The 21,766-nt window shown below is 67.3% G+C and carries 16 protein-coding genes and 1 pseudogene; 9 read left to right on the forward strand and 8 right to left on the reverse strand.

What is annotated here, in order from left to right:
• Nucleotides 1-22 precede the first annotated feature (22 nt).
• A complete protein-coding gene (locus tag CKY51_RS08235; protein WP_152249090.1) occupies nucleotides 23-2,326 on the forward strand; it encodes a TonB-dependent receptor in 2,304 nt (767 codons plus the stop codon).
• Between the two features lie 205 nt (nucleotides 2,327-2,531).
• Nucleotides 2,532-3,623 carry a glycerophosphodiester phosphodiesterase gene (locus tag CKY51_RS08240; RefSeq protein ID WP_031340000.1) on the forward strand — a complete coding sequence of 364 codons (1,092 nt, stop codon included), beginning with the start codon at nucleotides 2,532-2,534 and terminating at the stop codon, nucleotides 3,621-3,623.
• Between the two features lie 106 nt (nucleotides 3,624-3,729).
• Here the strand turns inward: CKY51_RS08240 and CKY51_RS08245 are convergent, their stop codons facing one another.
• Complete coding sequence (locus CKY51_RS08245) at nucleotides 3,730-4,512, reverse strand: rhomboid family intramembrane serine protease (protein ID WP_022972785.1); 783 nt, start codon at nucleotides 4,510-4,512, stop codon at nucleotides 3,730-3,732.
• A 155-nt stretch (nucleotides 4,513-4,667) separates the two neighbouring features.
• The gene (locus CKY51_RS08250) at nucleotides 4,668-5,624 is read right to left on the reverse strand and encodes a TerC family protein (RefSeq protein WP_152249091.1); all 957 of its coding nucleotides are present in this window, start codon (nucleotides 5,622-5,624) and stop codon (nucleotides 4,668-4,670) included.
• A gap of 262 nt (nucleotides 5,625-5,886) precedes the next feature.
• On the opposite strand from CKY51_RS08250, the gene CKY51_RS08260 reads away from it, so the two are divergent.
• The 6 genes and pseudogenes from CKY51_RS08260 to CKY51_RS08285 all read left to right on the forward strand — a co-directional run bounded on the left by CKY51_RS08260 (nucleotide 5,887) and on the right by CKY51_RS08285 (nucleotide 13,117).
• The gene (locus CKY51_RS08260) at nucleotides 5,887-7,053 is read left to right on the forward strand and encodes a class I SAM-dependent rRNA methyltransferase (RefSeq protein ID WP_031340003.1); all 1,167 of its coding nucleotides are present in this window, start codon (nucleotides 5,887-5,889) and stop codon (nucleotides 7,051-7,053) included.
• Between the two features lie 115 nt (nucleotides 7,054-7,168).
• Complete coding sequence (locus tag CKY51_RS08265; protein WP_031340005.1) at nucleotides 7,169-7,489, forward strand: hypothetical protein; 321 nt, start codon at nucleotides 7,169-7,171, stop codon at nucleotides 7,487-7,489.
• A gap of 753 nt (nucleotides 7,490-8,242) precedes the next feature.
• Nucleotides 8,243-9,553, forward strand: coding sequence for an MFS transporter (locus tag CKY51_RS08270; protein ID WP_152249092.1), 1,311 nt, complete (start codon nucleotides 8,243-8,245; stop codon nucleotides 9,551-9,553).
• Between the two features lie 25 nt (nucleotides 9,554-9,578).
• On the forward strand, nucleotides 9,579-10,742 hold the full coding sequence (locus CKY51_RS08275) for a glycerate kinase (RefSeq protein ID WP_022972790.1): 1,164 nt from the start codon (nucleotides 9,579-9,581) through the stop codon (nucleotides 10,740-10,742).
• Between the two features lie 146 nt (nucleotides 10,743-10,888).
• Nucleotides 10,889-12,637, forward strand: coding sequence for a sensor domain-containing diguanylate cyclase (locus CKY51_RS08280; protein WP_031340007.1), 1,749 nt, complete (start codon nucleotides 10,889-10,891; stop codon nucleotides 12,635-12,637).
• A 90-nt stretch (nucleotides 12,638-12,727) separates the two neighbouring features.
• A pseudogene (locus tag CKY51_RS08285) lies at nucleotides 12,728-13,117 on the forward strand (DUF2628 domain-containing protein).
• Nucleotides 13,118-13,433: 316 nt separating this feature from the next.
• Here CKY51_RS08285 and CKY51_RS08290 read toward each other — a convergent pair.
• Nucleotides 13,434-14,312, reverse strand: coding sequence for a hypothetical protein (locus CKY51_RS08290; protein WP_022972793.1), 879 nt, complete (start codon nucleotides 14,310-14,312; stop codon nucleotides 13,434-13,436).
• A 347-nt stretch (nucleotides 14,313-14,659) separates the two neighbouring features.
• On the opposite strand from CKY51_RS08290, the gene CKY51_RS08295 reads away from it, so the two are divergent.
• Nucleotides 14,660-17,134 carry a GH92 family glycosyl hydrolase gene (locus tag CKY51_RS08295; RefSeq protein ID WP_052172267.1) on the forward strand — a complete coding sequence of 825 codons (2,475 nt, stop codon included), beginning with the start codon at nucleotides 14,660-14,662 and terminating at the stop codon, nucleotides 17,132-17,134.
• Between the two features lie 188 nt (nucleotides 17,135-17,322).
• Here CKY51_RS08295 and CKY51_RS08300 read toward each other — a convergent pair whose 3' ends face one another.
• The 5 genes from CKY51_RS08300 to CKY51_RS08320 all read right to left on the reverse strand — a co-directional run bounded on the left by CKY51_RS08300 (nucleotide 17,323) and on the right by CKY51_RS08320 (nucleotide 21,762).
• The gene (locus CKY51_RS08300) at nucleotides 17,323-18,738 is read right to left on the reverse strand and encodes an amino acid permease (protein WP_022972796.1); all 1,416 of its coding nucleotides are present in this window, start codon (nucleotides 18,736-18,738) and stop codon (nucleotides 17,323-17,325) included.
• 81 nt (nucleotides 18,739-18,819) lie between these two features.
• Nucleotides 18,820-19,440, reverse strand: coding sequence for a response regulator transcription factor (locus CKY51_RS08305; protein WP_022972797.1), 621 nt, complete (start codon nucleotides 19,438-19,440; stop codon nucleotides 18,820-18,822).
• Nucleotides 19,437-20,510: a sensor histidine kinase gene (locus CKY51_RS08310; RefSeq protein WP_022972798.1), complete on the reverse strand. Its 1,074-nt coding sequence runs from the start codon at nucleotides 20,508-20,510 to the stop codon at nucleotides 19,437-19,439. The genes CKY51_RS08305 and CKY51_RS08310 overlap by 4 nt, the downstream gene beginning before the upstream one ends.
• A gap of 41 nt (nucleotides 20,511-20,551) precedes the next feature.
• The gene (locus tag CKY51_RS08315; RefSeq protein WP_022972799.1) at nucleotides 20,552-21,280 is read right to left on the reverse strand and encodes an MgtC/SapB family protein; all 729 of its coding nucleotides are present in this window, start codon (nucleotides 21,278-21,280) and stop codon (nucleotides 20,552-20,554) included.
• A 152-nt stretch (nucleotides 21,281-21,432) separates the two neighbouring features.
• Nucleotides 21,433-21,762, reverse strand: coding sequence for a hypothetical protein (locus CKY51_RS08320; RefSeq protein ID WP_031340011.1), 330 nt, complete (start codon nucleotides 21,760-21,762; stop codon nucleotides 21,433-21,435).
• Between the last annotated feature and the right edge of the window lie 4 nt (nucleotides 21,763-21,766).

The following is a 21,766-nucleotide window of genomic DNA, read 5'->3' on the forward strand; positions in this document are numbered from 1 at the left end:
CTGTTCACCTCCCCCTGTGCCCATGCCCAAGACCCATCTCCTCAGTGCTGCCGTCCTCGCCGTGCTGGTTCTTCCTCGCCTTGCCCATGCTGCCGAGGCAGACGCCCCAGCCGATCCCGGTGCCACGACGGTGCAGCAGCTCGATGCGGTGTCGGTGATCGGCCAGGGCGAAACGCGCCAGGTGCAGCGCATCACCGCGCAGGACATCCCGGTGTTGCCGCCGGGCACCAGCATCCAGAAGCTGCTCAACCGCATGCCGGGCGTGAACGTGCAATCCAACGACGCCTTCGGTGCCAACGAAGAGTCGCAGACCATCAGCCTGCGTGGCTTCAATGGCACGCGCCTGGGCTACACCCTGGACGGCCTGCCGCTGGGCGACAACGCCTACGGCAACTACAACGGTCTCAACATCAGCCGCGCATTGATCGCGGAGAATTTCGGCGGCGTGGAACTGGCCTCGGGCATCGGTGCGCTGGGAACGGCCTCCACCAGCAATCTGGGCGGCACCATTCAGTACTACTCGGCCGATCCGTCCAGCGTCTTCGGCGGGCAGCTGTCGCAGACGCTGGGCTCGGACGCCAATCGGCGCACGTTCCTGCGCATGGACACCGGCGACTACAACGGCTTCTCGGCGTATCTGTCCGGGATCAACGCCAAGGCCGACATGTGGGCGCGCCCAGACTCGCCGACCAGCACCCGCCAATTCAACGCCAAGGGCGTATATCAATTCGACGGCGGCAAGCTGACGGCCTTCGCCGACACCTCGCGGACCTCGCAAGCCGACTACGCCTATCTGTCCAAGAGTGGCTTGGTGCGCGGACTGGGGTGGGACTGGAATCTGTACGCACCGGACTGGAACCGCGCCTTGGCGGCGGCCTACTGCGCGCCGGCCACGCGTAACCCGGCGCGCTGCGGCTTCAGCGGCGGCGTGGACAATATCGACGACGCCTATTACCAGAGCCGCGCGTTGCGCGACGACGATCTGTACTACGTGGCCGGCGACTTCCAGCCCAACGATGCGATCAGCCTGCACACCCAGCTCTATCATCATCAGAACAAGGGCCAGGGCCATTGGTGGTCGCCTGGCCAGGCATCCAATCCGGGCACGCCGGACGCGTTGCCGATCTCCATCCGCAGCACCAACTACTGGATCGATCGCACAGGCGGTATCGCCTCGCTGGGTTGGGATCTGGGCCCGCATCACCTGGAAGCAGGCTTGTGGTACGAGCGCAACCACCATGACGTGGAGCGCAACTTCTACTGGATCACCGGCCCGGTGGACGATGACAAGTTCCTGCAGAACCCGAACCGCCGACTGTTCTCGCAGAACTACCTCATCACCACGCGGCAGTTCTATGTGCAGGGCAGCTTCAAGTTTCTCGACGAACGCCTGAGTGTGGATCTGGGCATCAAGAGCCCGAGTACCGAAATGACTGCACGCGAGACCCCTGGCCTGGCAGTGGAAGCGCCGGTGGCCAATGGCACGCTGAAGGCCAGCGAATCGGTGCTGCCGCAGATCGGCCTGGGCTTCAAGATCGCCGACGGCCAGGAGGTGTTTGCTTCCTACGCCGAGAACATCGCCGCCTTCCAGGGCGGCGGTGCCGGCGGCCCGCTGCTGGTCACCCAGGCATCGTTCGATGCCAGCGTGGGTGCGTTGGAGCCGGAAAAGTCGCGCACGCTGGAAGCCGGCTATCGCTTCGTGCGTGATCGCGTCGAGGCCTCGTTGGTCGGTTACGACGTCACCTTCGACAACCGCCTGCTCTCGCTCAATCCCTGCCCGAGCATCCAGCAGGGCACCAGCCCGGCCTGCACCACCCGCTTCTTCAACGTCGGCTCGGTCAGCAGCCGCGGTGGCGAACTGACGGTGATCTGGAAGCCGACCAGCTACCTGCAGTGGTACAACTCGGCCTCGATCAACCGCTCGACCTACGACGACAACTATGTGCAGAACGGGGTGGTGATTCCCACTGCCGGCAAGTACACCGTCGACACGCCCAAGCGCATGTTCGCCAGCGAGCTGGCCTTCAATTACGGGCCGTGGAATCTCAACCTGCGCGGCAAGTACACCGGTCAGCGCTATTACACCTATACCAACGACCAGGGCTTCGGCGGCTACACCGCCTTCGATGCGGGCGGTGGTTATGACTTCGGCCAGGTCGGCGTGCTGCAGGGTCTGAAGTTGTCGCTCAATGTCACCAATCTTACCGACAAGCGTTACGCGTCCAACCTGACGGCCTTCGCCAATAGCGATCCCAACGGCCGCCAGCTGGCGTTCCATGCCAGCGCGCCGCGGCAGGTGTTCCTGACCCTGGACGCGACGTTCTGATGCGCACGCGCTGAGGAGTAATCCACAACGGCAGCGATGGTCGCGGCCGTTGTGGATGTGGGCCGAGCGGCCATGTGCGTTGTGCACCATGGCGCCGCTTGGCTATCGTCGCGGCGTGTGCGTGTACTGCTGCCGCACTGTTGCACCGCGGTGGGGGCAGGCGCCGCGCGGCGATCTGCGTCCTGCCACGTCGTAGGAGAGAGCGATGAAACCATTACGTCTTGCCGTGGTCGTTGCAGCGATGATGCTGGCCATGAGCAACGTTGCCGTCCAAGCAGAAGCACCCCTGGCCAAACACGTGCAGATCTTTGCCCATCGTGGTGCCAGCGCCTTGCGTCCCGAGCACACCTTGGCGTCCTATGCCAGGGCCATCGTCGATGGCGCCGATTTCGTCGAACCGGACCTGGTGTCGACCAAGGATGGCGTGCTGGTGGCACGGCACGAGAACGAGATCGGCGGCACCACTGACGTGGCCAGCCATCCGGAGTTCGCTTCCCGCAAGACCCGCAAGACCATCGATGGGCAGGCGATGGAAGGCTGGTTCACCGAAGACTTCACCCTGGCCGAGCTGAAGACGCTGCGGGCGCGCGAACGCCTGCCGCAGTTGCGCGGCACGCGCTGGGATGGGCAATTCCAGATCGTGACCCTCGATGAGATCATCGACTTCGTCGCCGCCGAGGCAGCGGCGACTGGCCGCACCATTGGCCTCGTGCCTGAGATCAAGCACCCGACGTATTTCAAGGGCCTGGGGCTGGCGATGGAAGACAAGGTGCTCGCCACCCTGCAGGCGCACGCCTATACGCGCACCGCACCGGTGGTGATCCAGTCCTTCGAGACCGGCAACCTGCGCTATCTGCGCGGCAAGATTGGCCGTGGTGGCAATCTGCGCCTGTTGCAGTTGCTGGGCGGCGCGCAGGTGCCATTGCCCGATGCCGGGGTGGAGGGGGCGCCGCAGACCTATGGGCAGATGATGACCGCTGCAGGACTCAAGCGCATCGCCGAGTACGCCGATGCGATCGGCCCGGATACACGCAGCATCATTCCGCTGGACGCGCAGCAACGGCTGGGTCCGCCGACCACCCTGGTGCGCGATGCGCATGCGGTGGGCTTGCAGGTGCAGCCCTACACCTTTCGACCGGAAAACTCCTTCCTGGCCGCCGACAACCGCAACGGCGGTGCGCCGACCGAACGCAACGAGGTCGGCGCCCTGGCGGAGCTGCGGACCTACCTGGCCACCGGCATCGATGCCTTCTTCGCCGACGATCCAGGCCTGGCACGGCGCGCCTTATCGCCTTAGCCAGCGCCCGTAGGAGCGCACCTGGGCGCGATAGCGCTGTCCCGATAACGCTCCATCGCGCCCAGGTGGGCTCCTACGTGGGGCAGGGCTATGCGATCGATCAGTTTCAGGCGCTCGGTGGCCGTTCGCGCGGCGGGAAATGCAGCACCACGCTTTGCGAGCCGTCGTCCTGCCGCTGCCACAGGATCGGGACCTGGCGTGGCGGCGGGGGTTCCAGGCTGTCGTGGTCGCGGTTGGCCAGCTCCCAGGCGGCGTCTTCGTCCTCGTCCTCCCAGCTGTAGCGCGGTCGGGCCTGCAGCGGATCGCGGCCGCGCCACAGCAGCGCGGCGAGTAAGCCGCCCAGCGCCCCGCCCAGATGCGACTGCCAGGAGACACCGGCTTCGTGCGGCAGGATGGTCAACAGCATGCCGCCGTAGAACAGGAAGGCGATCATGCTGGCGGCGATCGCCGGCCGGTCGCGGCGCAGTAGGCCCAGTCCCAGCAGCAGGAACATCAGGCCATGGGTGACCCCGCTGGCGCCTAGATGACGACTGCCCGGTTCGCCCAGTAGCCAGGCCCCCAACCCCGAGCCCAGCCACAGCAGCGGCAATGCCCGTGCTGTCGCGCGGGGGTAGACGCTGCCAGCCAGCGTGCCCAGGATCAGCAAGGCGGCGGCATTGGCGCCCAGGTGGGCGAGCGAGCCGTGCAGCAGCGGCGCGGTCAGCAGACCCCACAGACCATGCGCCTGCATCGGGGCCACCGCCCAGGCGCGCCAGTCGAAGGCGTTCTGGGCGGTGAACACCGCCACCAGCACGACCACGGCGGCCAGGCTGACGTTGAAGGCGCGCAGGACCCGGGAACGATCCAGGCGATCTTGCGTGGGGGCGTCGGCGGCAGGAGGCGGTGTCATGCCTTCACGGATGGCGTCGCGCGGGATGTTTACAAGCCTGTCTGGCGTGGGATACGCAGGCCCGACGACGGGATAATCCAGCCGTCATCGCGTGTCGAGCGAGACGATGCCCGGTGGCTGCTGTGCACGCCAGCGGGCATCGTCACCCCCAGCCCTCAGTGCCTGACCGGCTTGGGCGGCAGCAGCAGGCTCAGCACCATGGTGACGATCAGGATGACCACGACCGCTGCCAGCGACACCAGCACCGGCACCTTGTACAGATCGATGATCATCATCTTGGTGCCGATGAACACCAGGATCACCGCCAGTCCATAGGGCAGCAGATGGAAGCGGTCGGCCATTCCGGCCAGCAGGAAGAACATCGCGCGCAGGCCCAGCACCGCGAAGACGTTGGAGGTCAGCACGATGAACGGGTCGGTGGTGATGGCGAAGATCGCCGGGATGCTGTCCACCGCGAAGATCACGTCGATGACCGCGATCAGGATCAACACCACGAACAGTGGCGTGAACCAGCGCTTGCCATCCTTGATCACGCTCAGCGCGTTATCGTGATACTGCGGGCTCAGGCGCAGGTGGCGACGCATCCAGCGCAGTACCGGATTGGCTTCCAGATCCGGCTCCTTGCCGGCGGAGAACCACATCTTGATGCCGGTCAACAGCAGGAAGGCGCCGAACACGTACAGCAGCCAGTGGAACTTGGCCAACAGCATCGAGCCGGCGAAGATCATGATCGCGCGCAGGACGATCGCCCCCAGCACACCGATGATCAGCACGCGCTGGCGCTGTTCCTCGGGCACGCCGAAGTAGGTCATGACCATCAGGAACACGAAGATGTTGTCGACCGCCAGCGATTTCTCGACCAGATAGCCGGTGAGGAACTGCAGCCCGAGCTGGTCGGCCTGCGCATCGCCCACGCTGCCCTGCAGGTACCACCACAGGCCGGCATTGAAGGCCAGCGCCAGCAGCACCCAGCCGATGCTCCACCAGGTGGCTTCCTTGAAGGTCACCTTGTGTGCGCCGCCGTGGCGCATCAGCACCAGATCGACCATCAGCGCGACGATCACCACGATCGCGAAGCCGCCCCACAACCACACATTGCCAATGCTTTGCATAACGACTCCCAAAGTGAAACGGCCTGGACAGCCGCGTGGGGCTGAGGCCTTGTGACACGGGAATCATTGATTCCGGGTGACGGACCTTCGCCTGCGCGGCGAAGGTCTCGCTCACAACCGGCCGGGCCGGTTGCCGTTGCACCGGAGCGCTGCGATCGGCAGGCTCGTCATGACGGCGACAACGCTGGGAGCTACTCCCCTTCTGGTCCCGATTCTGCGGTGCCGGGGCGGCCAGGTCAATGCGGGCAGATACAATAGCCCGATGAATACTCCCGTCCCTGTCGTCCGACTCAAGAATGCGTGGCGTTCCAGCCACCCGTGGATCTTCCAGAAGCTGGTGGAAAAGCCCGCCGCCAAGCCCAAGCCCGGCACCATCGTCGATGTAGTGGGGGTGGACGGGGAATGGGTCGGGCGCGGCTTCTACAACGGCCATTCGCGCATCGCCGTGCGCATTCTGGAGACCGACCGATCGGTGCCGGTGGATGCGGACTGGTTCGCGCGCAAGATCGCCGCGGCGGTGAGCCTGCGCCGCGACTGGCTCAAGCTCGACGGCGTCTCCGATGCCTGGCGGGTGGTGCACAGCGAAGGCGATGGCCTGTCCGGCCTGGTGGTGGACCGCTACGGCGAGCTGGTGGTGGTGGAATTCTTCGCCGCCGGCATGTTCCGCCACCGCGAGTGGATCTATGACGCCTTGCGCGCCCAGTTCCCCGGCTGCCGCTTCCACAGCTTCGCCGACGAACACGTGCAGAAGCAGGAAAGCTTCGACTTCCACGGCAACACCACCACCGAGGCGGCGGTGATCACCGAACACGGCATCCGCTTCCGCGCCGATCCGGCTGGCGCGCACAAGACCGGTTTCTTCGCCGACCAGCGCGAGAACCGCCAGTGGTTGAGCACCCAGGTCGAGGGCAAGACCGTGCTGGACCTGTGCTGCAACACCGGTGGCTTTGCGGTGTACGCGGCCGCCCGCGGTGCGGCCGAGGTGCTGGGCGTGGATATCGACGAAGACGTCATCGCCATCGCCAAGGGCAACGCCAAACTCAACAACGTGCGGCCCAAGTTCGTGCAGGCCGACATCTTCCCGTGGCTGCGCGATGCGGCCAACCGCGGCGAGCAGTACGACGTGGTAATCCTGGATCCGGCCAAGATGACCCGCGACCGCGACCAGGTGATTCCGGCGCTGAAGAAGTATCTGGACATGAACAAGCTGGCCTTGGGCGTGGTCAAGCCCGGCGGCCTGTTCGCCACCTTCTCCTGCACCGGATTGGTCGCCGAGCAGGAGTTCCTGGACATGCTGCGGCGCGCGTCGTATTTCTCCGGGCGCACCATCCAGATCCTGAAAGTGGCCGGTGCCGGCCCGGATCACCCGTTCATGGCGCATGTGCAGGAATCGCGTTATTTGAAGGCGGTGTTCTGCCGCGTGATGTAGCGCGCTTCGCGGCGGAAGACGGTCTGCCGCGTTGCAGGCAGCGTCTTCCGCGCCGCGCCGCGATCGCCGGCACGCAGCGGGTCAACGCAGTCATCCAACCAGGAGTCGGCAGCCGATGACGTCCAGCGACGAAGACGAACGCAAGGCCCTGCGCCGTTTGCTGCGCGAGATCGAGCGGCCCAATGCCAGCCTGCTGGCCGGCAATTGGCCGGTGTTTGGCGTGTGGCTGCTGTTCTCCGGCGCCTTCATGTATCTGTTCCAGATTGGCGACGGCTCGCCGCTGCACCCATTGCTGCTGGCGCTGGGCTCGACCTGCCTGGGCGTGTTCGGTGCGTGGATCGTGTTCCGTTCGGTATGGGCGCGGCAGTGGCCGCATGTACGCGAGCATATCGATGTGGACAGCGTGCGCGCGCGTCTGGCAGAGCTGGACGACTGAGGGTGCGGCGCGTGTGACGGTCCACGCGCCCTGGGCGTCGCGATGTGTCCAACCGCGGCGCAATGACGAGCGGCCGGTGGCACCGTCGTTGCCGGCAGTGCGAGGCGTCGCTCGACACCGTTGCGCGTGGTCGCGCGAACCGCATTCCCCGCACTGGCATTGTGCGAACCCATGGTCGGAAGACGCTCCACCCTCGGCAGGCGACGCGTCGATGTGCAGAGGTGAGCGATCACCCGCGTGACCGGACTGACTGCAAGCGCGGTGTCGCCGCGCTCGGCGCTGGCCGCCATGTCCGCCGATCCTCGCGCTGGTCCTGGCCGGTGGCGGCGGCCAGTTCTTTCAGCGCCACACGCATCGCCTCCGGTGCCGGCGCAGCAATGTCGGCGGCAATGCCGACCTGCCTCGTTCACCACTCAAAACCCATCCTCGCCGCGCGGATCGCGGCGGCCCCGACACTCCGGCTCCTTTGCGTCCCTGTGCCCGTTCCACGACCTGACCCCGAGTCGCCGTTACATGAGGGTGCCAATCCTGCACCGCACAGCATGGCTGCGGTGGCGTTCTTTTTTCTGCCGGCACATGCCGAGCGTACGTCGGACGGACGTGAGTCACTGCACAGAACGCATGCTGACCCGCAGACAGGTAGCACCCTGACGCAGATTGCGTAGAAACGCGCCATCTAGACTGCGTCGACCCTCTGTATGGTGGTACCAAGGCCCTGTGCACCGGCTGGCCTACCGATTGCTGGAGCGTGCGATGACCCAAGCCCCCCGGCCCCTGCCGCCCTGCGATGGCATGGATCCGACCTACCGCAAGATCCTGTGGCGGCTGATCCCGTTCCTGTTCGTCTGCTATCTGTTCAATTACCTGGACCGGGTCAACGTCGGCTTCGCCAAGCTGCAGATGCTGGGCGATCTGGGCATGAGCGAGACCGTGTACGGGCTGGGCGCGGGGATCTTCTTCATCGGTTACCTCGCGTGTGGGGTGCCCAGTAATCTGATCCTGCAGCGCATTGGCGCCCGGCGCTGGGTGGCGACCATGATGGTCAGCTGGGGCCTGCTGTCCACCTGCCTGCTGTTCGTGCGCACCCCGGCCGGTTTCTACACCCTGCGCCTGCTCACCGGTGCGGCCGAGGCGGGCTTCTTCCCCGGCATCGTGCTGTACCTGACGCGCTGGTTTCCGCGTGACCGGCATGGCCGGGTCATGACCATCTTCATGTCGGCGATCCCGATCTCCGGGGTGCTGGGAGGGCCGCTGTCGGGCTGGATCCTGGGCTACTTCTCGGCCGGGCAGGGCGGGCTGGCCGGCTGGCAATGGATGTTCCTGCTGCAGGGCCTGCCGACCGTGTTGCTGGGCATCGGGGTGTGGTTCCTGCTCAGCGAGGGCGTGCAACAGGCCCGCTGGCTCAACCCGCGGGAAACACAGGCCTTGGCACGCGTGCTGGCAGAAGACGAAGCAGGCAAGCCGGCCGGCGCGTCCACCTCGCTGGGTGCGGTGCTGCGCAACCCGGCAGTGTGGCTGCTGGGCACGGTGTATTTCTGCATCCAGAGCGGGGTGTATGCGATCAACTTCTGGCTGCCTTCGATCATCCAGGGCAGCGGCGTCGCCGACCCGATCCGCATCGGTCTGATGAGTGCGATTCCGTACCTGGCGGCGGCGGTGTTCATGGTGCTGATGGGCCGTTCGGCCGACCGTCGCGGCGAGCGCCGCTGGCATTTGGTGATTCCGTTGCTGATGGGCGCTGCTGGCCTGTGCATCGCCGCCAGCGTCACCGACAACCTGGGCCTGGCGTTATTCGGCATGACCCTGGCCACGATGGGGGCGGTCAGCGGCCTGCCGCTGTTCTGGCCGCTGACCAACGGCTTTCTCACCGCTGCCGCGGCGGCCGGTGGGCTGGCGCTGATCAATTCCACCGGCCAGGTGGCCGGCTTCCTCAGCCCGTATCTGGTGGGCTGGATCAAGGACACCACCCACAGCACCGAGCTGGCGCTGTACGTACTGGCCGGCGCCATGCTGCTGGGCGCCACGCTGGTGCTGCAGGTGCCGGCGCGTGCGGTGAACCGGTGATGCGTCCGTCCCAGCGAGTGTCCGCATGAAGATCGTCATTGCCCCCGATTCGTACAAGGAAAGCCTGTCTGCGCTGGAGGTGGCGACGCAGATCGAGGCGGGCTTCCGCGACGTATTCCCCGACTGGCACTACTGCAAGGTGCCGGTTGCCGACGGCGGCGAAGGCACCGTCGACGCCCTGGTGGCCGCCACCGGCGGGCGGGTGATCGCTTGCACCGTCAGTGGCCCGCTCGGCACCCCGGTGCAGGCGTTCTTCGGCCTGACCGGCGACGGCCGCACCGCGGTGATCGAAATGGCCGCCGCCAGCGGGCTGGCGCTGCTGCCGCCGGCCGCGCGCGCGCCGCTGCAGACCAGCACCGCAGGCGTGGGGGAGCTGATCCTGGCCGCGTTGGACGCCGGCGCACGGCACTTCATCATCGGCATTGGCGGTAGCGCCACCAACGACGGCGGCAGCGGCCTGGCGCAGGCCTTGGGCGCGCGGCTGCTGGATGCGCACGGCCAGGCGATCGGTCCGGGCGGCGGCGCGCTGGCCGCGCTGGCGCGCATCGACACCGAAGGCATGGATCGGCGGCTGCAGGATTGCCGGTTCGAGGTGGCCTGCGATGTCGACAACCCGCTGATCGGGCCGACCGGTGCCTCGGCGGTGTTCGGCCCGCAGAAAGGCGCCACCACCGCGATGGTGCAGCAGCTCGATGCCAACTTGCGGCACTACGCCGATCTGCTGGCGCGCGATCTCGGCCAGCATCTGCACGCCTTGCCCGGCGGCGGCGCAGCCGGCGGCCTGGGCGCCGCGCTGGTGGCCTACCTGGGCGCGCAGTTGCGCCCGGGGGTCGAGTTGGTCGCCCAAGCGGTCGGCCTGGAGGCGCGGGTGGCGTGCGCGGATCTGGTGATCACCGGCGAGGGCTGCCTGGATGCGCAGAGTTTGCATGGCAAGGCGCCCGTGGGCGTGGCGCGCATCGCGCAGCGGCTCGGCAAACCGGTGATCGCCATCGCCGGCAGTCTGGGTGCCGGTGCCGATCGCTTGCCGGCGCACGGCATCGCGGCGGTGTTCGCCAGTGTGCAACGTCCCGGCTCGCTCGAGGACGCGATCGCACAGGCGTCCAGTAACGTCCGGGCCGCCGCGCGCAATGTCGCCGCGGCCCTACACGTGGGGCAGCAGTTGGCCCCGTCGTCGTCGGCATCCAGCTGACGGACGCAAGCATGGCGCCGCGCTTGCCGGCATGTGTGCGCTCAGAACGGCGTGCATCCTGGGCGGGGGCGCACGGAACCGCACAAGAGAATGGGCACTTGCTCGGCTAGACTGGCCTGATCGCCAGGGAACGAGCCACGCTTCCGTTGAACCCGTCCGACGCCGACCCGCCTTCTTCCTCCCGCGAGGCCGAGCGCCTGGCGCGACTGGCTTTGTTGCAGATCCTCGATACCGAGGCTGAGCCCTTCTTCGACGCCCTGGCGGGCGCCGCGCAGGCCATCGCCGGGACGCCGATCGCGCTGGTGTCGCTGGTGGACGAGCGACGGCAATGGTGGAAGGCCAATATTGGCCTGCCGGGCGTCTCGGAGACGCCGCGCGAGCTGGCCTTCTGCACGCATGCGATCCAGGGCGATGCGGTGCTGGAGGTGCCCGATGCGCCGGCCGATCCACGCTTCCACGACAATGCGCTGGTGACCGATGCGCCCGGCATCCGCTACTACGCCGGCGCGCCGATCGTGTTGTCCGACGGCCTACGCATGGGCACGGTCTGTGTGATCGACCAGCGCCCGCGGCAGCTCGAACCGGCCCAGCTGAAGGCGCTGGAGCAGCTGGCACGGGTGGCCGCTCAGGGTCTGGAGCAACGGCGCCTGACGCTCGAACGCGAGGCGACCAATGCCCGCTTGCAGCAGCGCTTGCGCGAGAGCGAGGCGTTTCTGGAACGAACCGGCCGAATCGCCGGCGTCGGTGGCTGGGAAGTCGATGTGGCCAGCGGTACGCTGATCTGGTCCGACCAGACCTGCCGTCTGCACGACCTCCCGCCGGGCTATCGGCCTACTCTGGAGGAGGCCATCGGCTTCTATCCGCTGGAGGCGCGCGCGGTGATCACCGAGCTGGTGGAAGCCTGCGCGCGCGACGGTACGCCCTGGGACGTGGAGCTGCCCTTGGTCACCCGCACCGGGCGCCGGTTATGGGTGCATTCGGCTGGGGCGATGGAGCAGGTGGAAGGCCGCAAGCGCCTGATCGGCGCCATCCAGGACGTCACCGACCGCCATCGCGCGATCGACGCGCTGTCTGCCAGCGAGCGCAAGTTCCGCAAGTTGTTCCAGTACAGCCTGGGGCTGATCTGTACCCACGATCTGGAGGGGCGCCTGATCAGCGTGAACCCCGCCGCGGCGCGCTCGCTCGGTCGCAGCGTGGAGTCGATGGAAGGCCGCTCGTTGCTGGAGATGGTGCGGCCGGAACGGCAGCACGCCGTGCGCAGCTATCTCTCGCGCATGGTGCTGGAGGGGCATGATGCGGGCGTGATCGAACTGCTGGCCGAAGACGGCAGTCTGCGTCACTGGAAATACCACAACGTGCTGGATGTGGAAGCCGACGCCACCATCGTGCTGGCGCACGCCCAGGACATCACGGCCCAGTACCAGCAGGAGAAGCAGTTGCTGGAATGGTCCTTCACCGACCCGCTGACCAATTGCTACAACCGCCGCTTCCTGGACGAGGTCGACAAGCGCGAACCGGACATGCGCTGGGGCTGCATCGTGGTGGACCTGGACAAGTTCAAGCTGGTCAACGACACCTATGGCCACCAGCGCGGCGACGAGGTGCTGGTGCAGATGGCCTGGTTCCTCAACGGGCCGCTGCGGCCGCAGGATCGGCTGGTCCGCCTGGGCGGCGATGAGTTTCTGGTGCTGTTGCACCAGCCGACGCAACCACAGCTGGACGAGCTGGTGCGCGATTACCAGGCCACCGACGCCGACGCGCCGATCCACTTCACCTTGGGCAGTGCAATGCGGATACCGGGCGAGGCGCTGACCGCCACGGTCGACCGCGCCGACAAGCAGCTGTACGCGATGCGGCGCGCGCGCCGCGGCAGCGGGGCGAGCGACACGCGTTGAGCGTGTGAACAAGGACCAGGGCGGTGCGACCACTCCGCCGAGACGCGTTGTCCGATAACACCTAACCGTTTTCAATCACACGGGACTGGAATGGAGACCGTCAACCGCGCCGCCCTCAGCCCCAAGTGGCAGTTCTGCTTTGCCACCTTCGATCGCTATGGCGGCCCCCGCGAACCAGCATTCAAGGAAGCGCTCAAGACCATGCCGTTCGGCGACAAGCTCAAGGTCGGCATGAACTTCTAGGCGTTGTTCTTCGGCTTCATCTACTTCTTCATCATCGGCCTGTGGCGCAAGGCGCTCGGCTTGCCGGGGATCGATCTGGTGGTGGGCATCGTGGCCGCGTTGTTGCCCGGATCGATCGGCAATGCGCTGAGCATTCCGCTGGCGCTGGTGGCTGGCATGAGCGCCAACTACGCCGACTATCTGGACCTGGCCAAAGGCAGCACCCGTTGGAATCCCTTCGAAGGGATGCGCTGGTAAACCCCGACGGTTGCCGCATGGCAGCCCTGGATGCCCGGCCACTGGCCGGGCATCTGTCGTTGTCGCGTTGCGTAACGGCCGCTGCCACTGCTGCCGGTTGCCATGACGCACGGCGATGCGGCATCGCGTGCGCTGCGTGCCTGCCGCTGGGCAAGCAGGCGCGGATGTCGTTTGTGCCGCGACAGCGGCGGCTTGGCCGGGTTAATCGAAACGTGCACCCACACGCACATCCGCCGGAGGGCCTGCGTGTGCGCGAAGGTGCGCGCAATCGCGTCACCGCCGCACATCGCTGCACGCTGCGGCGTGCGATTGCACCTTACAGTTCGGTGTAATTCGCGCAGTCCGGCAGCGCCTGGTCCGGGCGGTACGCACCGTCACTGAAACGAAACGTGCGGGTATAGGTACACGCCGGGTCCTGCTCATCGCGCAGGTCTTTCTTCGTCAGTCGCTGGGCCAGCGAATCCTTATCGCGTGAGACACCGGCCGGCAAGCGCGTGGCGACCGTCTGGTAGCGCAGGACCGGCATGCCCTGGGCGGTGGAATCCAGCGAGAGCTTTGCGGAAAAATCGTAGGTGTCATGGCAGGCGCTGCGGCGCTGCTGCATGTCCTGCTCGGTGAAGCAGGTACGGATCATGGCGTTGCCTTCCCACGGCACGCGCAGCAGCTCACTGTCGATCTGGATGTCGTCCTGCAGATGGCGCAGCCGGGCCAGCTGCAGCTGCGATGCCTCGCCGCCGCCGCCGGAGTAGCCGGTGCTGAGCTTGCTGATGCTGCCGACCAGCACGTTCTGGCGCGCACGCTGTTGCGGATCGGTCACCGTTTGATCGGCGCCCACGCCGGGTGCCATGCGCACGATCCACGGCCACACCGACAGCGCGCCTCCCTCCGGGACATGGATGCCGACGTGGTAGACGTGGGGCGTGTGCTCGCCCGCGACCGTCTCGGAGATTTCCAGCAGGCTCGGCGGATCACCCGGTTCCGAGCGCGGCGCGATCCGCACGCACCAGGCGGCATCGCGAGTGCAGAAGTACAGCCGGGACTGCCCCTGCGCATCGGCCCGCAGCACCTGCCCCAAGGGCTCCATCACATTGCCGGTGTTGTCGCGCTGCTGCGGCAGGATCGAGCCGTCGGCACGCGCCAGGGTCGGAAGGCCAAGCAGCGCGCTCAGTGCGGTGATGAGGAGGGTCTTGCGCATCGTACTCCTGTGCATTGGCGTGTCCTTGCGATGCGCTGATGATAACCGCGCGTGCGCATGTGCTCGCATGGCCTGGAGGTCGTTGGACCGCTGTGCCGTCGTCATGGCGTGCGACGGCGATCATCGCAGCCGCCTGCTCCCTGACGCGGTGGCGGCCACCGTGCGTACGCCACAGCGACACACGCGCGACGCTCGCGAGCGCCCGGACCACGCCGCTGCGCGCAAGCGTGCACGTGGTGGTTGCATCGACCGCTGCATGCACGTCATCGTGACCTCCCCAGCGTCCACGCCGCTGGCAGGCGCGCATCCCCCGCGGCTCCGGCCGCCCGCACCCTGAGGTCTCCTGCATGCATCCAGTTGTCCGGTCGGTCCTTCCCTGCACGCTGCACACGCGGCGCTCGCCCTGGCGTTACGCAATCGCCGCGGCATGTCTGCTCGGCCTGGCGATTGCACCGCCGCTGGCCGCGCAGGATCCGGCCCAGGTCAACACCTTCATCGGCAGCAAGGACGAGGGCAACACCTTCCCCGGCGCGTCGGCGCCATTCGGCCTGATCCAGGTCAGCCCGATCGGTTCGCACTATGCCGGCTGGCGCTACGACGATCCCAGCATCCGCGGCTTCGGTCGCTCGTTCCTGTCCGGTGCCGGGTGCTGGGAGCAGGGCGGTCAGGTCTCGGTGCTGCCGGTGACCGGCACCATCGGCCCCGGCGGCGACTTCGATACCGGCGATGCCAAGGCATTCGATCAGAAGCGCTATGCGGCCCGCTACACGCATGACGGCGAAGTGGGCCAGGCCGGCTACTACAAGGTGCGGCTCACCGACTACGGCGGCATCGACGTCGAGGCCAGTGCGCTGACCCGCGCCGCCGCCGAACGCTACACCTTCGCCCCCGGCGCCGATACCGGCCATGTGCTGGTCAATCTGGCCCAGGCCAACGACCGCCACGTGGTGATCGGCAGCCAGGTGCAGGTGGTCGGCGACCGCGTGGTGGAGGGCAAGCTGGTCACCCAGAGCTTCTGCGGCGGTCATGAATACACCACCTGGTTCCGACTGGAATTCGATCGTCCGTTCACCGCGCACGGGGTGTGGGGCGAAGACGGCGGCGTGCCCGGCGCGCGCCACGCCATGGGCGGCGAACTCAAGCCCAATGGCGCCTGGCTCAGCTTCCCGCTGGGGCAGGGCAAGGACGCGCGCGCGGTGACCATCGTCAGCGCCATCTCGCACGTGGATGCCGATGGCGCACGTAACAACCTGCGCGCCGATGGCATGCAGGACGGACGCCTGCTGAGCCTGGAACGGATGCGTCAGCGCGCGCAGCAGCAGTGGCGCAGCGAGCTGGCCAGCCTGCAACTGGACGGCGCCGGCAACGACGACCGCACCGTCGCATATACCGCGCTTTATCACGCCTTGCTGCAACCGCTCACCGGCAGCGATGCCGATGGCCGCTACCGCGGCTACGACGACGCGATCCATCGCGCCGATGGCTGGACCTACTACGAATACTTCTCGCTCTGGGACACCTATCGCTCGCAGAACCAATTGCTGGCGCTGTTGAAGCCGGCGCGGGCACGCGACATTGGCCGCTCGCTGCTGGCCATCCACCAGCAGGGTGGATGGCTGCCGCGTTGGGGCTACGCCAACTTCGATACCAACATCATGACCGGCGACCCGGTGACACCATTCCTGGTCGATCTGTGGCGCTTCGGTGCGTTGCAGGGCAATGAGGCCGAGGCGTATGCAGCGCTACGCCAGAACGCCGTCGGCCAACCGCCGATCAACTCGCGGCACGCCGGTCGCTCGGGCAACGCCAACTATCTGACCAAGGGCTTCGTGCAATACGACCGCGCGTTTCCGTCCAAGGGCATGGACGTGGATCCACATCACGGCGGCTCGGCCACGTTGGAATACGCGCTGGCCGACTGCGCGCTGGCACAGATGGCGCAAGCGCTCGGCCACGCCGACGACAGCGCGCAGCTGCGCGCGCGCGGCGGCAATTGGCGCAAGGTCTGGGATCCGGCGGTGCGCGATGCCGAGACCGGCTTCGTTGGCTTCCCACGGCCACGGCTGGAGGACGGCAGCTGGTACGCACCGTCCAACGACCACTACAGCCCGCGCGCGCAGCACGGCTTCCACGAAGGCACCGCCTGGCAATACCAGTGGCTGGTGCAACAGGACATCCCCGGCCTGCTGCAGGCCATGCAGGGCAGCGAGCAGGCCGGCAAGCGGCTGGACACCTTCTTCGCCTATGAAGAGTTGCTCAAGGACCCACTCGATGGCGCCCGCACGCATTGGGTGGTCGGCCCGTACAGCTACTACAACCAGTACCGCTACAACCCCAACAACGAACCGGATCTGCATGCACCGTGGATGTACACGCTGATCGGCCAGCCGTGGAAGACCGCGACGGTGCTGCGCGCGGCGCAACAGTTGTTCACCAACGCGCCCAATGGCGTCACCGGCAACGACGACCTCGGCACGATGTCGGCCTGGTACCTGTTCAGTGCGCTCGGTCTGTACCCGGCGGTGCCGGGCAGCGGCCAATTCCTGCTGCATCCCCCACGCTTCAAACGCGCCACCCTGGCACTGGGCAACGGCAAGCGGCTGCGGATCGAGGCCCCCGGCGCTGACGGGCGCGCGCTGCAATACGTGGACAGCGTACGTTGGAACGGCAAGGCCCAGCCGCTGGTGCTCCTGGATTGGGCGCAGCTGCAGCAGGGTGGCACCTTGGCATTCAGCCTCACCCAGCAGGCCCCGACGCAGGGCTGGGGCACGCAAGCGGATGCGTTACCGACCTCGTTCTGTGCGACACCGCAAGCGGACTGAGGCCGCGGCGCCTGCCCTCATCCAGCCCTTCGGGCCACCTGCTCCCGGCGGGAGAAGGCACTGCGGGTGCCCGCGAGCAGGCGCGTGCGACATGGCGGTCACCGCTGGCAATGGACAGCGATCTGAGGCGGCCCTCGCCCGGCCCCTTCGGGTCCCCTTCTCCCGACGGGAGAAAGGGGTGCGGACGCTCAGCCAGCCGCATTCAACCGGCTGCGGCGCCGTCCATAGGCCAGATAGATCACCACGCCCAGCGTGTTCCACAGCAGGAACCAGCCCTGTGTCTTGTTCGGCAGGCTCCAGAACAGATACAGGCAGCCCAGGATCGCCACCGGCCCCACCACCCACGCCAGCGGCACGCGGAAGGCACGGGTCCGGTTCGGCTCGCGCACGCGCAGCACCAGCAGGCAGGCGGCCACCGCGACGAAAGCAGCCAGCGTGCCGGCGTTGGCCAGTGCGGCGATCTCGTCCAGGCGCGCCACCCCGGCCAGCGCCGCCACCAGTACCGCGGTGAACAAGGTGGTGGCGATCGGCGTGCCGGTGCGCGGGTTGACCGTCGATAATCCACGCGGCAGCAGGCCGTCGCGCGACATCACGAAGAAGATGCGGCTCTGCCCGTACAGGAACGCCAGCAACACGGTCGGCAGGGCGATGATCGCCACCGCACCGATCACCAGCGCGGCCTTGCCATGGCCCAGCTCGCGCAGGATCAACGCCAGCGGCTCGGGGCTCTTGCCGAACACGGTGAAGCTCATCGCACCGACCGCCGCCAGCGCCACCAACACGTAGATCAGCGTGCAGCCGATCATCGAGCCGACGATGCCGATCGACAGATCGCGCGCCGGATTCTTGGTCTCTTCGGCCGCGGTGGAGATCGCATCGAAGCCATAGAAGGCGAAGAAGATGATCGCCGCTGCCGCCATCACCCCGCGCTCTGCCCCATCGGGACCCAGCGATTTGGAAAAGCCGTAAGGCATGAACGGCTCAAGGTTGGCGCTGTTGAACGCCGGCAGCGCGATCGCCACGAACACGCCCAGCGCGATGATCTTGAGCACTACCAGGATCGCGTTGAGGGTGGCGCTTTCCTTGGTGCCGGCCATCAGCAGCCCCGCCACCACGAAGGTGATCACCACCGCTGGCAGGTTGACGATGCCGCCGGCATGCGGCCCGGCGATCAAGGCCTGGGGTAACTGCACGCCCAGCCACTGCAGGAAGCCGACGAAATAGCCCGACCAGCCCACCGCCACCGTGCTGACCACCAGCGAATACTCCAGCACCAGGCTCCAGCCGACCACCCAGGCGATGCTTTCGCCCAGCGCGGTGTAGCTATAAGTATAGGCGCTGCCGGCGGCCGGCATCATCGTGGCCATCTCGGCGTAGGCCAGCGCCGCGCAGGCGCAGACGATGCCGGCGGCGACAAAGGACAGCAGCACCGCCGGGCCGGCCTTGTCGGCGCCCACGCCGATCAGCGTGTAGATGCCGGTACCGACGATGGCACCGATGCCCAGTGCGATCAGATGCGGCCAGCTCAGGCTGGGAACCAGCTGCCGTCCCCGTTCGTGCACGGTGACCAGATCGATGGGCTTGCGCCGGAAGAGAAACGACATGCGGGCCTCGCAAGCGACAGGACAAGCCCGCCAGTGTCGCCGAACGCAGTGCAGCAAAGCTATCGCTGCGGCCGGCGAGCGCTAGAGCCCGAGCCGTTCGGTCAGCCGCACCAGCTCGGCCAGCGAACCGGCCTGCATCTTGCGCATTGCCTGGGCACGGCGCACTTTCACCGTGATCTCGCTCACCTGCAGCCGCGCGGCCACTTGCTTGTTCAACAGGCCCTGTACCACCAGCCGAACCACGTCCTGCTCGCCGGAATTCAGGCTCGCCCAGCGCGCGCGCAGCTCTGCCAGTACCGCCTCGGCCTGGCGCCGCGCATGATCGCGCGCGATGCCGTCGTTGATCGCGTCGAGCAGATCCTGATCGCGGAACGGTTTGGTCAGAAACTCGATCGCGCCGTTCTTCATCGCTTCCACGCTCATCGCGATGTCGCCATGGCCGGTGATGAAGATGGTCGGCAGCGCCAGCCCGGCTTCGCGCAAACGCCGATGGAACTCCATGCCGCTCTGTCCGGGCATGCGGATGTCCAGCACCAGGCAGCCGGGCGCCTCGGCCAGCGGCTGCGCCAGGAACGCCGCGCTGGAGGCGTAGCTGCGCACCTGCAGGCCGACCGAGGCGAACAAGTCCTCCAGCGCCGCACGGATCGACGCATCGTCGTCGATCAGGTAGACCACCGGGCGCGCTTCGTCGACGACGTTCATGCCGCCTGTTCCTGGCGTGCGGCCGGCAGGCACACGCAGAACACCGCACCGTGCGGTGTGCCCGGCTCGGCCCAGATGCGTCCGCCGCCGGCTTCGACGATGCTGCGGCTGATGCTCAGGCCGATGCCGATGCCGCCGGGTTTGGTCGTCCAGAACGCATCGAACAGATGCGTCAGCGCGTCCGCCGACAGGCCCACGCCGGCATCGGCGACGGTCAGGCGGACCGACCGCGCGTCCTCGCGTTCGGTGGCGATGCGCAGCGTGCGCCGCGGCGCCGGCATCTCGGCCATCGCCTCGATCGCGTTGAGCAGCAGATTGCCCACCACCTGCTGGGTCTGCACCCTATCGGCCAGCACCGGCGGCAGCGTGGCTGCCAGCTGGATGTCCACTGCGACCGCCTGCCGCAGCAGTTCGCCGCGCGACAGCGCCAGCACTTCGCTGACCACCGCGTTGAGATCGAACGCGCTGCGCTGCGGTGCCTCGCCCTTGGTCAGGCTGCGGATCCGCGCGATCACCTCGCTGGCGCGTTCGGCGTCGGCGAGGATGCGCGCCAGCGCCGCATGCGCCTTGTCCAGATTCGGTGGTTGCTGACCGAGCCAGCGCTGGCAGGCGTTGCCGCTGGTGACGATCGCCGCCAGCGGCTGGTTGACCTCGTGGGCGATGGAGGCGGTGAGGTTGCCCAGGTTGCGCGTGCGTGCCAGCCGCAACAGCTGCGCCTGCGCCGCCTGCGCGGTGGCCTTGGCCCGTTCCATCTGCACGGCGATGGTGGTGGTCACTGCCACCACCACGATGCTGATGACCGAGTTGATCACACCGACCCGGTAGGCGCCGGACGGCGTCAACCGGAAGCTCAGCACGATCAGCCCGATGCAGGCGCCGGCCAGCAACAGCAAGCCCGATGGCGTCAGCCACCGGACCGCCGCCAGGATCACCACGGTATAGAACAACGCAGCGGCCACCGCATAGTCGGTGACGGTGTCGGCGACGAAGATCGCCGCCATCGCCGTGACCAAGCCGATCAGGCCGGCCAGGCGGTGGTGCGGTGGCAGTGGCTTGAAGCAGTCCATCATCGGCGGCGTGGGTAGGGGAGCGGACGTGCGGCACGACCAGCTCAGGCCTCGGCGCCGACGTTCCAGAACGCCTGTTGTACACCGGCTTCGCCCTCCAGTGCCTGTATCACCGCGTCCAGTTCGTCGGCACGCACCGCGGTGGCGTAGAGGGTCGCGGCGATCTCCACGTCCTCATGCCCGAACGCATGCTGGTCGACCTCGCGCGCCGGGTACTGGGCTGCCTCCAGCAGTTCGATCAGTCGCTCGCGCATTTCGCCGTGCACGGCCCGCACGCAGATCACGTAGACCACGTAGGTCGCCTCGATCGACGAGGCCTTCGGCGGGTTGCGGTTGATCCGGTTCGCCATCGGTCGCAGCAGGGTATTGCTGAGCAGCACGAACGCCGCCGCCAGTACCGCTTCGGCCACCAGTCCGGCGCCGGCGCAGGCACCGACCGCGCCCGAGCCCCACAACGTGGCTGCGGTATTGAGCCCGGTGACGTTGGCGCCTTCCTTCATGATCGCACCGGCGCCGAGAAAGCCGATCCCCGACACCACGTAGGCCACCACCTGCACGGCGCCTTGTGGCCCGCCGTGCAGTTCGAACAGACGATCGCCGAGCGAGACGAAGATCGCCGCGCCGACTGCGACCAGGGTATTGGTGCGCAGGCCGGCGGTACGCTGACGCACCTGACGCTCGAAGCCGATGATCGCGCCCAGGACGAAGGCGGCCGACAGACTGACCAGCGTATCGAGCAGGGCGGCGGGATCGAACAGGCGGAGGGCTTCCATGGGCGTGTTCCTGGGCGCAGTGAGGGGACCGCAGAGGGCGGCCCTAGGCAGGGGGAAAGGCGGCGATGCGCTGTGCACGCCGTCGGGCGGTGGGCGACTGAGAGGCGCGTGCCGCCCCGGTGCGGATCGTGCAGGGCTGCGGCGTCGCGGGCTCAGGAGCGATGCAGTCCGCGTGTCGCGGGGCACCACGCCAGTGCCAGCTGCAGCCAGCCCGATGCCGTTGCAGTGCCGTCGGCAGCATGCAGGCGCCGCTGCGCGGCATGCGGCATCCGCACACGGACGCGGATGCGGTCGGTTGCTGGCAAGAGCGACAGGGCATCGGCCATCACCCGTGGGGACTGCGCCGACAGCGCCTTGGCGAAGGCACGCGCACCATGGGTGGCGAGCAGGTGGCGCAGCGCCTCGGCACGGTGCATGGCCACGGCGGCGCGCAGCGCGCGCTGCAGGCAGCGCTGCATGCGGAAGGACAGAAAGAACAGCATGACG

The sequence above is a fragment of the Xanthomonas maliensis genome (assembly GCF_009192945.1).
GTDB classification, from domain to species: domain Bacteria; phylum Pseudomonadota; class Gammaproteobacteria; order Xanthomonadales; family Xanthomonadaceae; genus Xanthomonas; species Xanthomonas maliensis.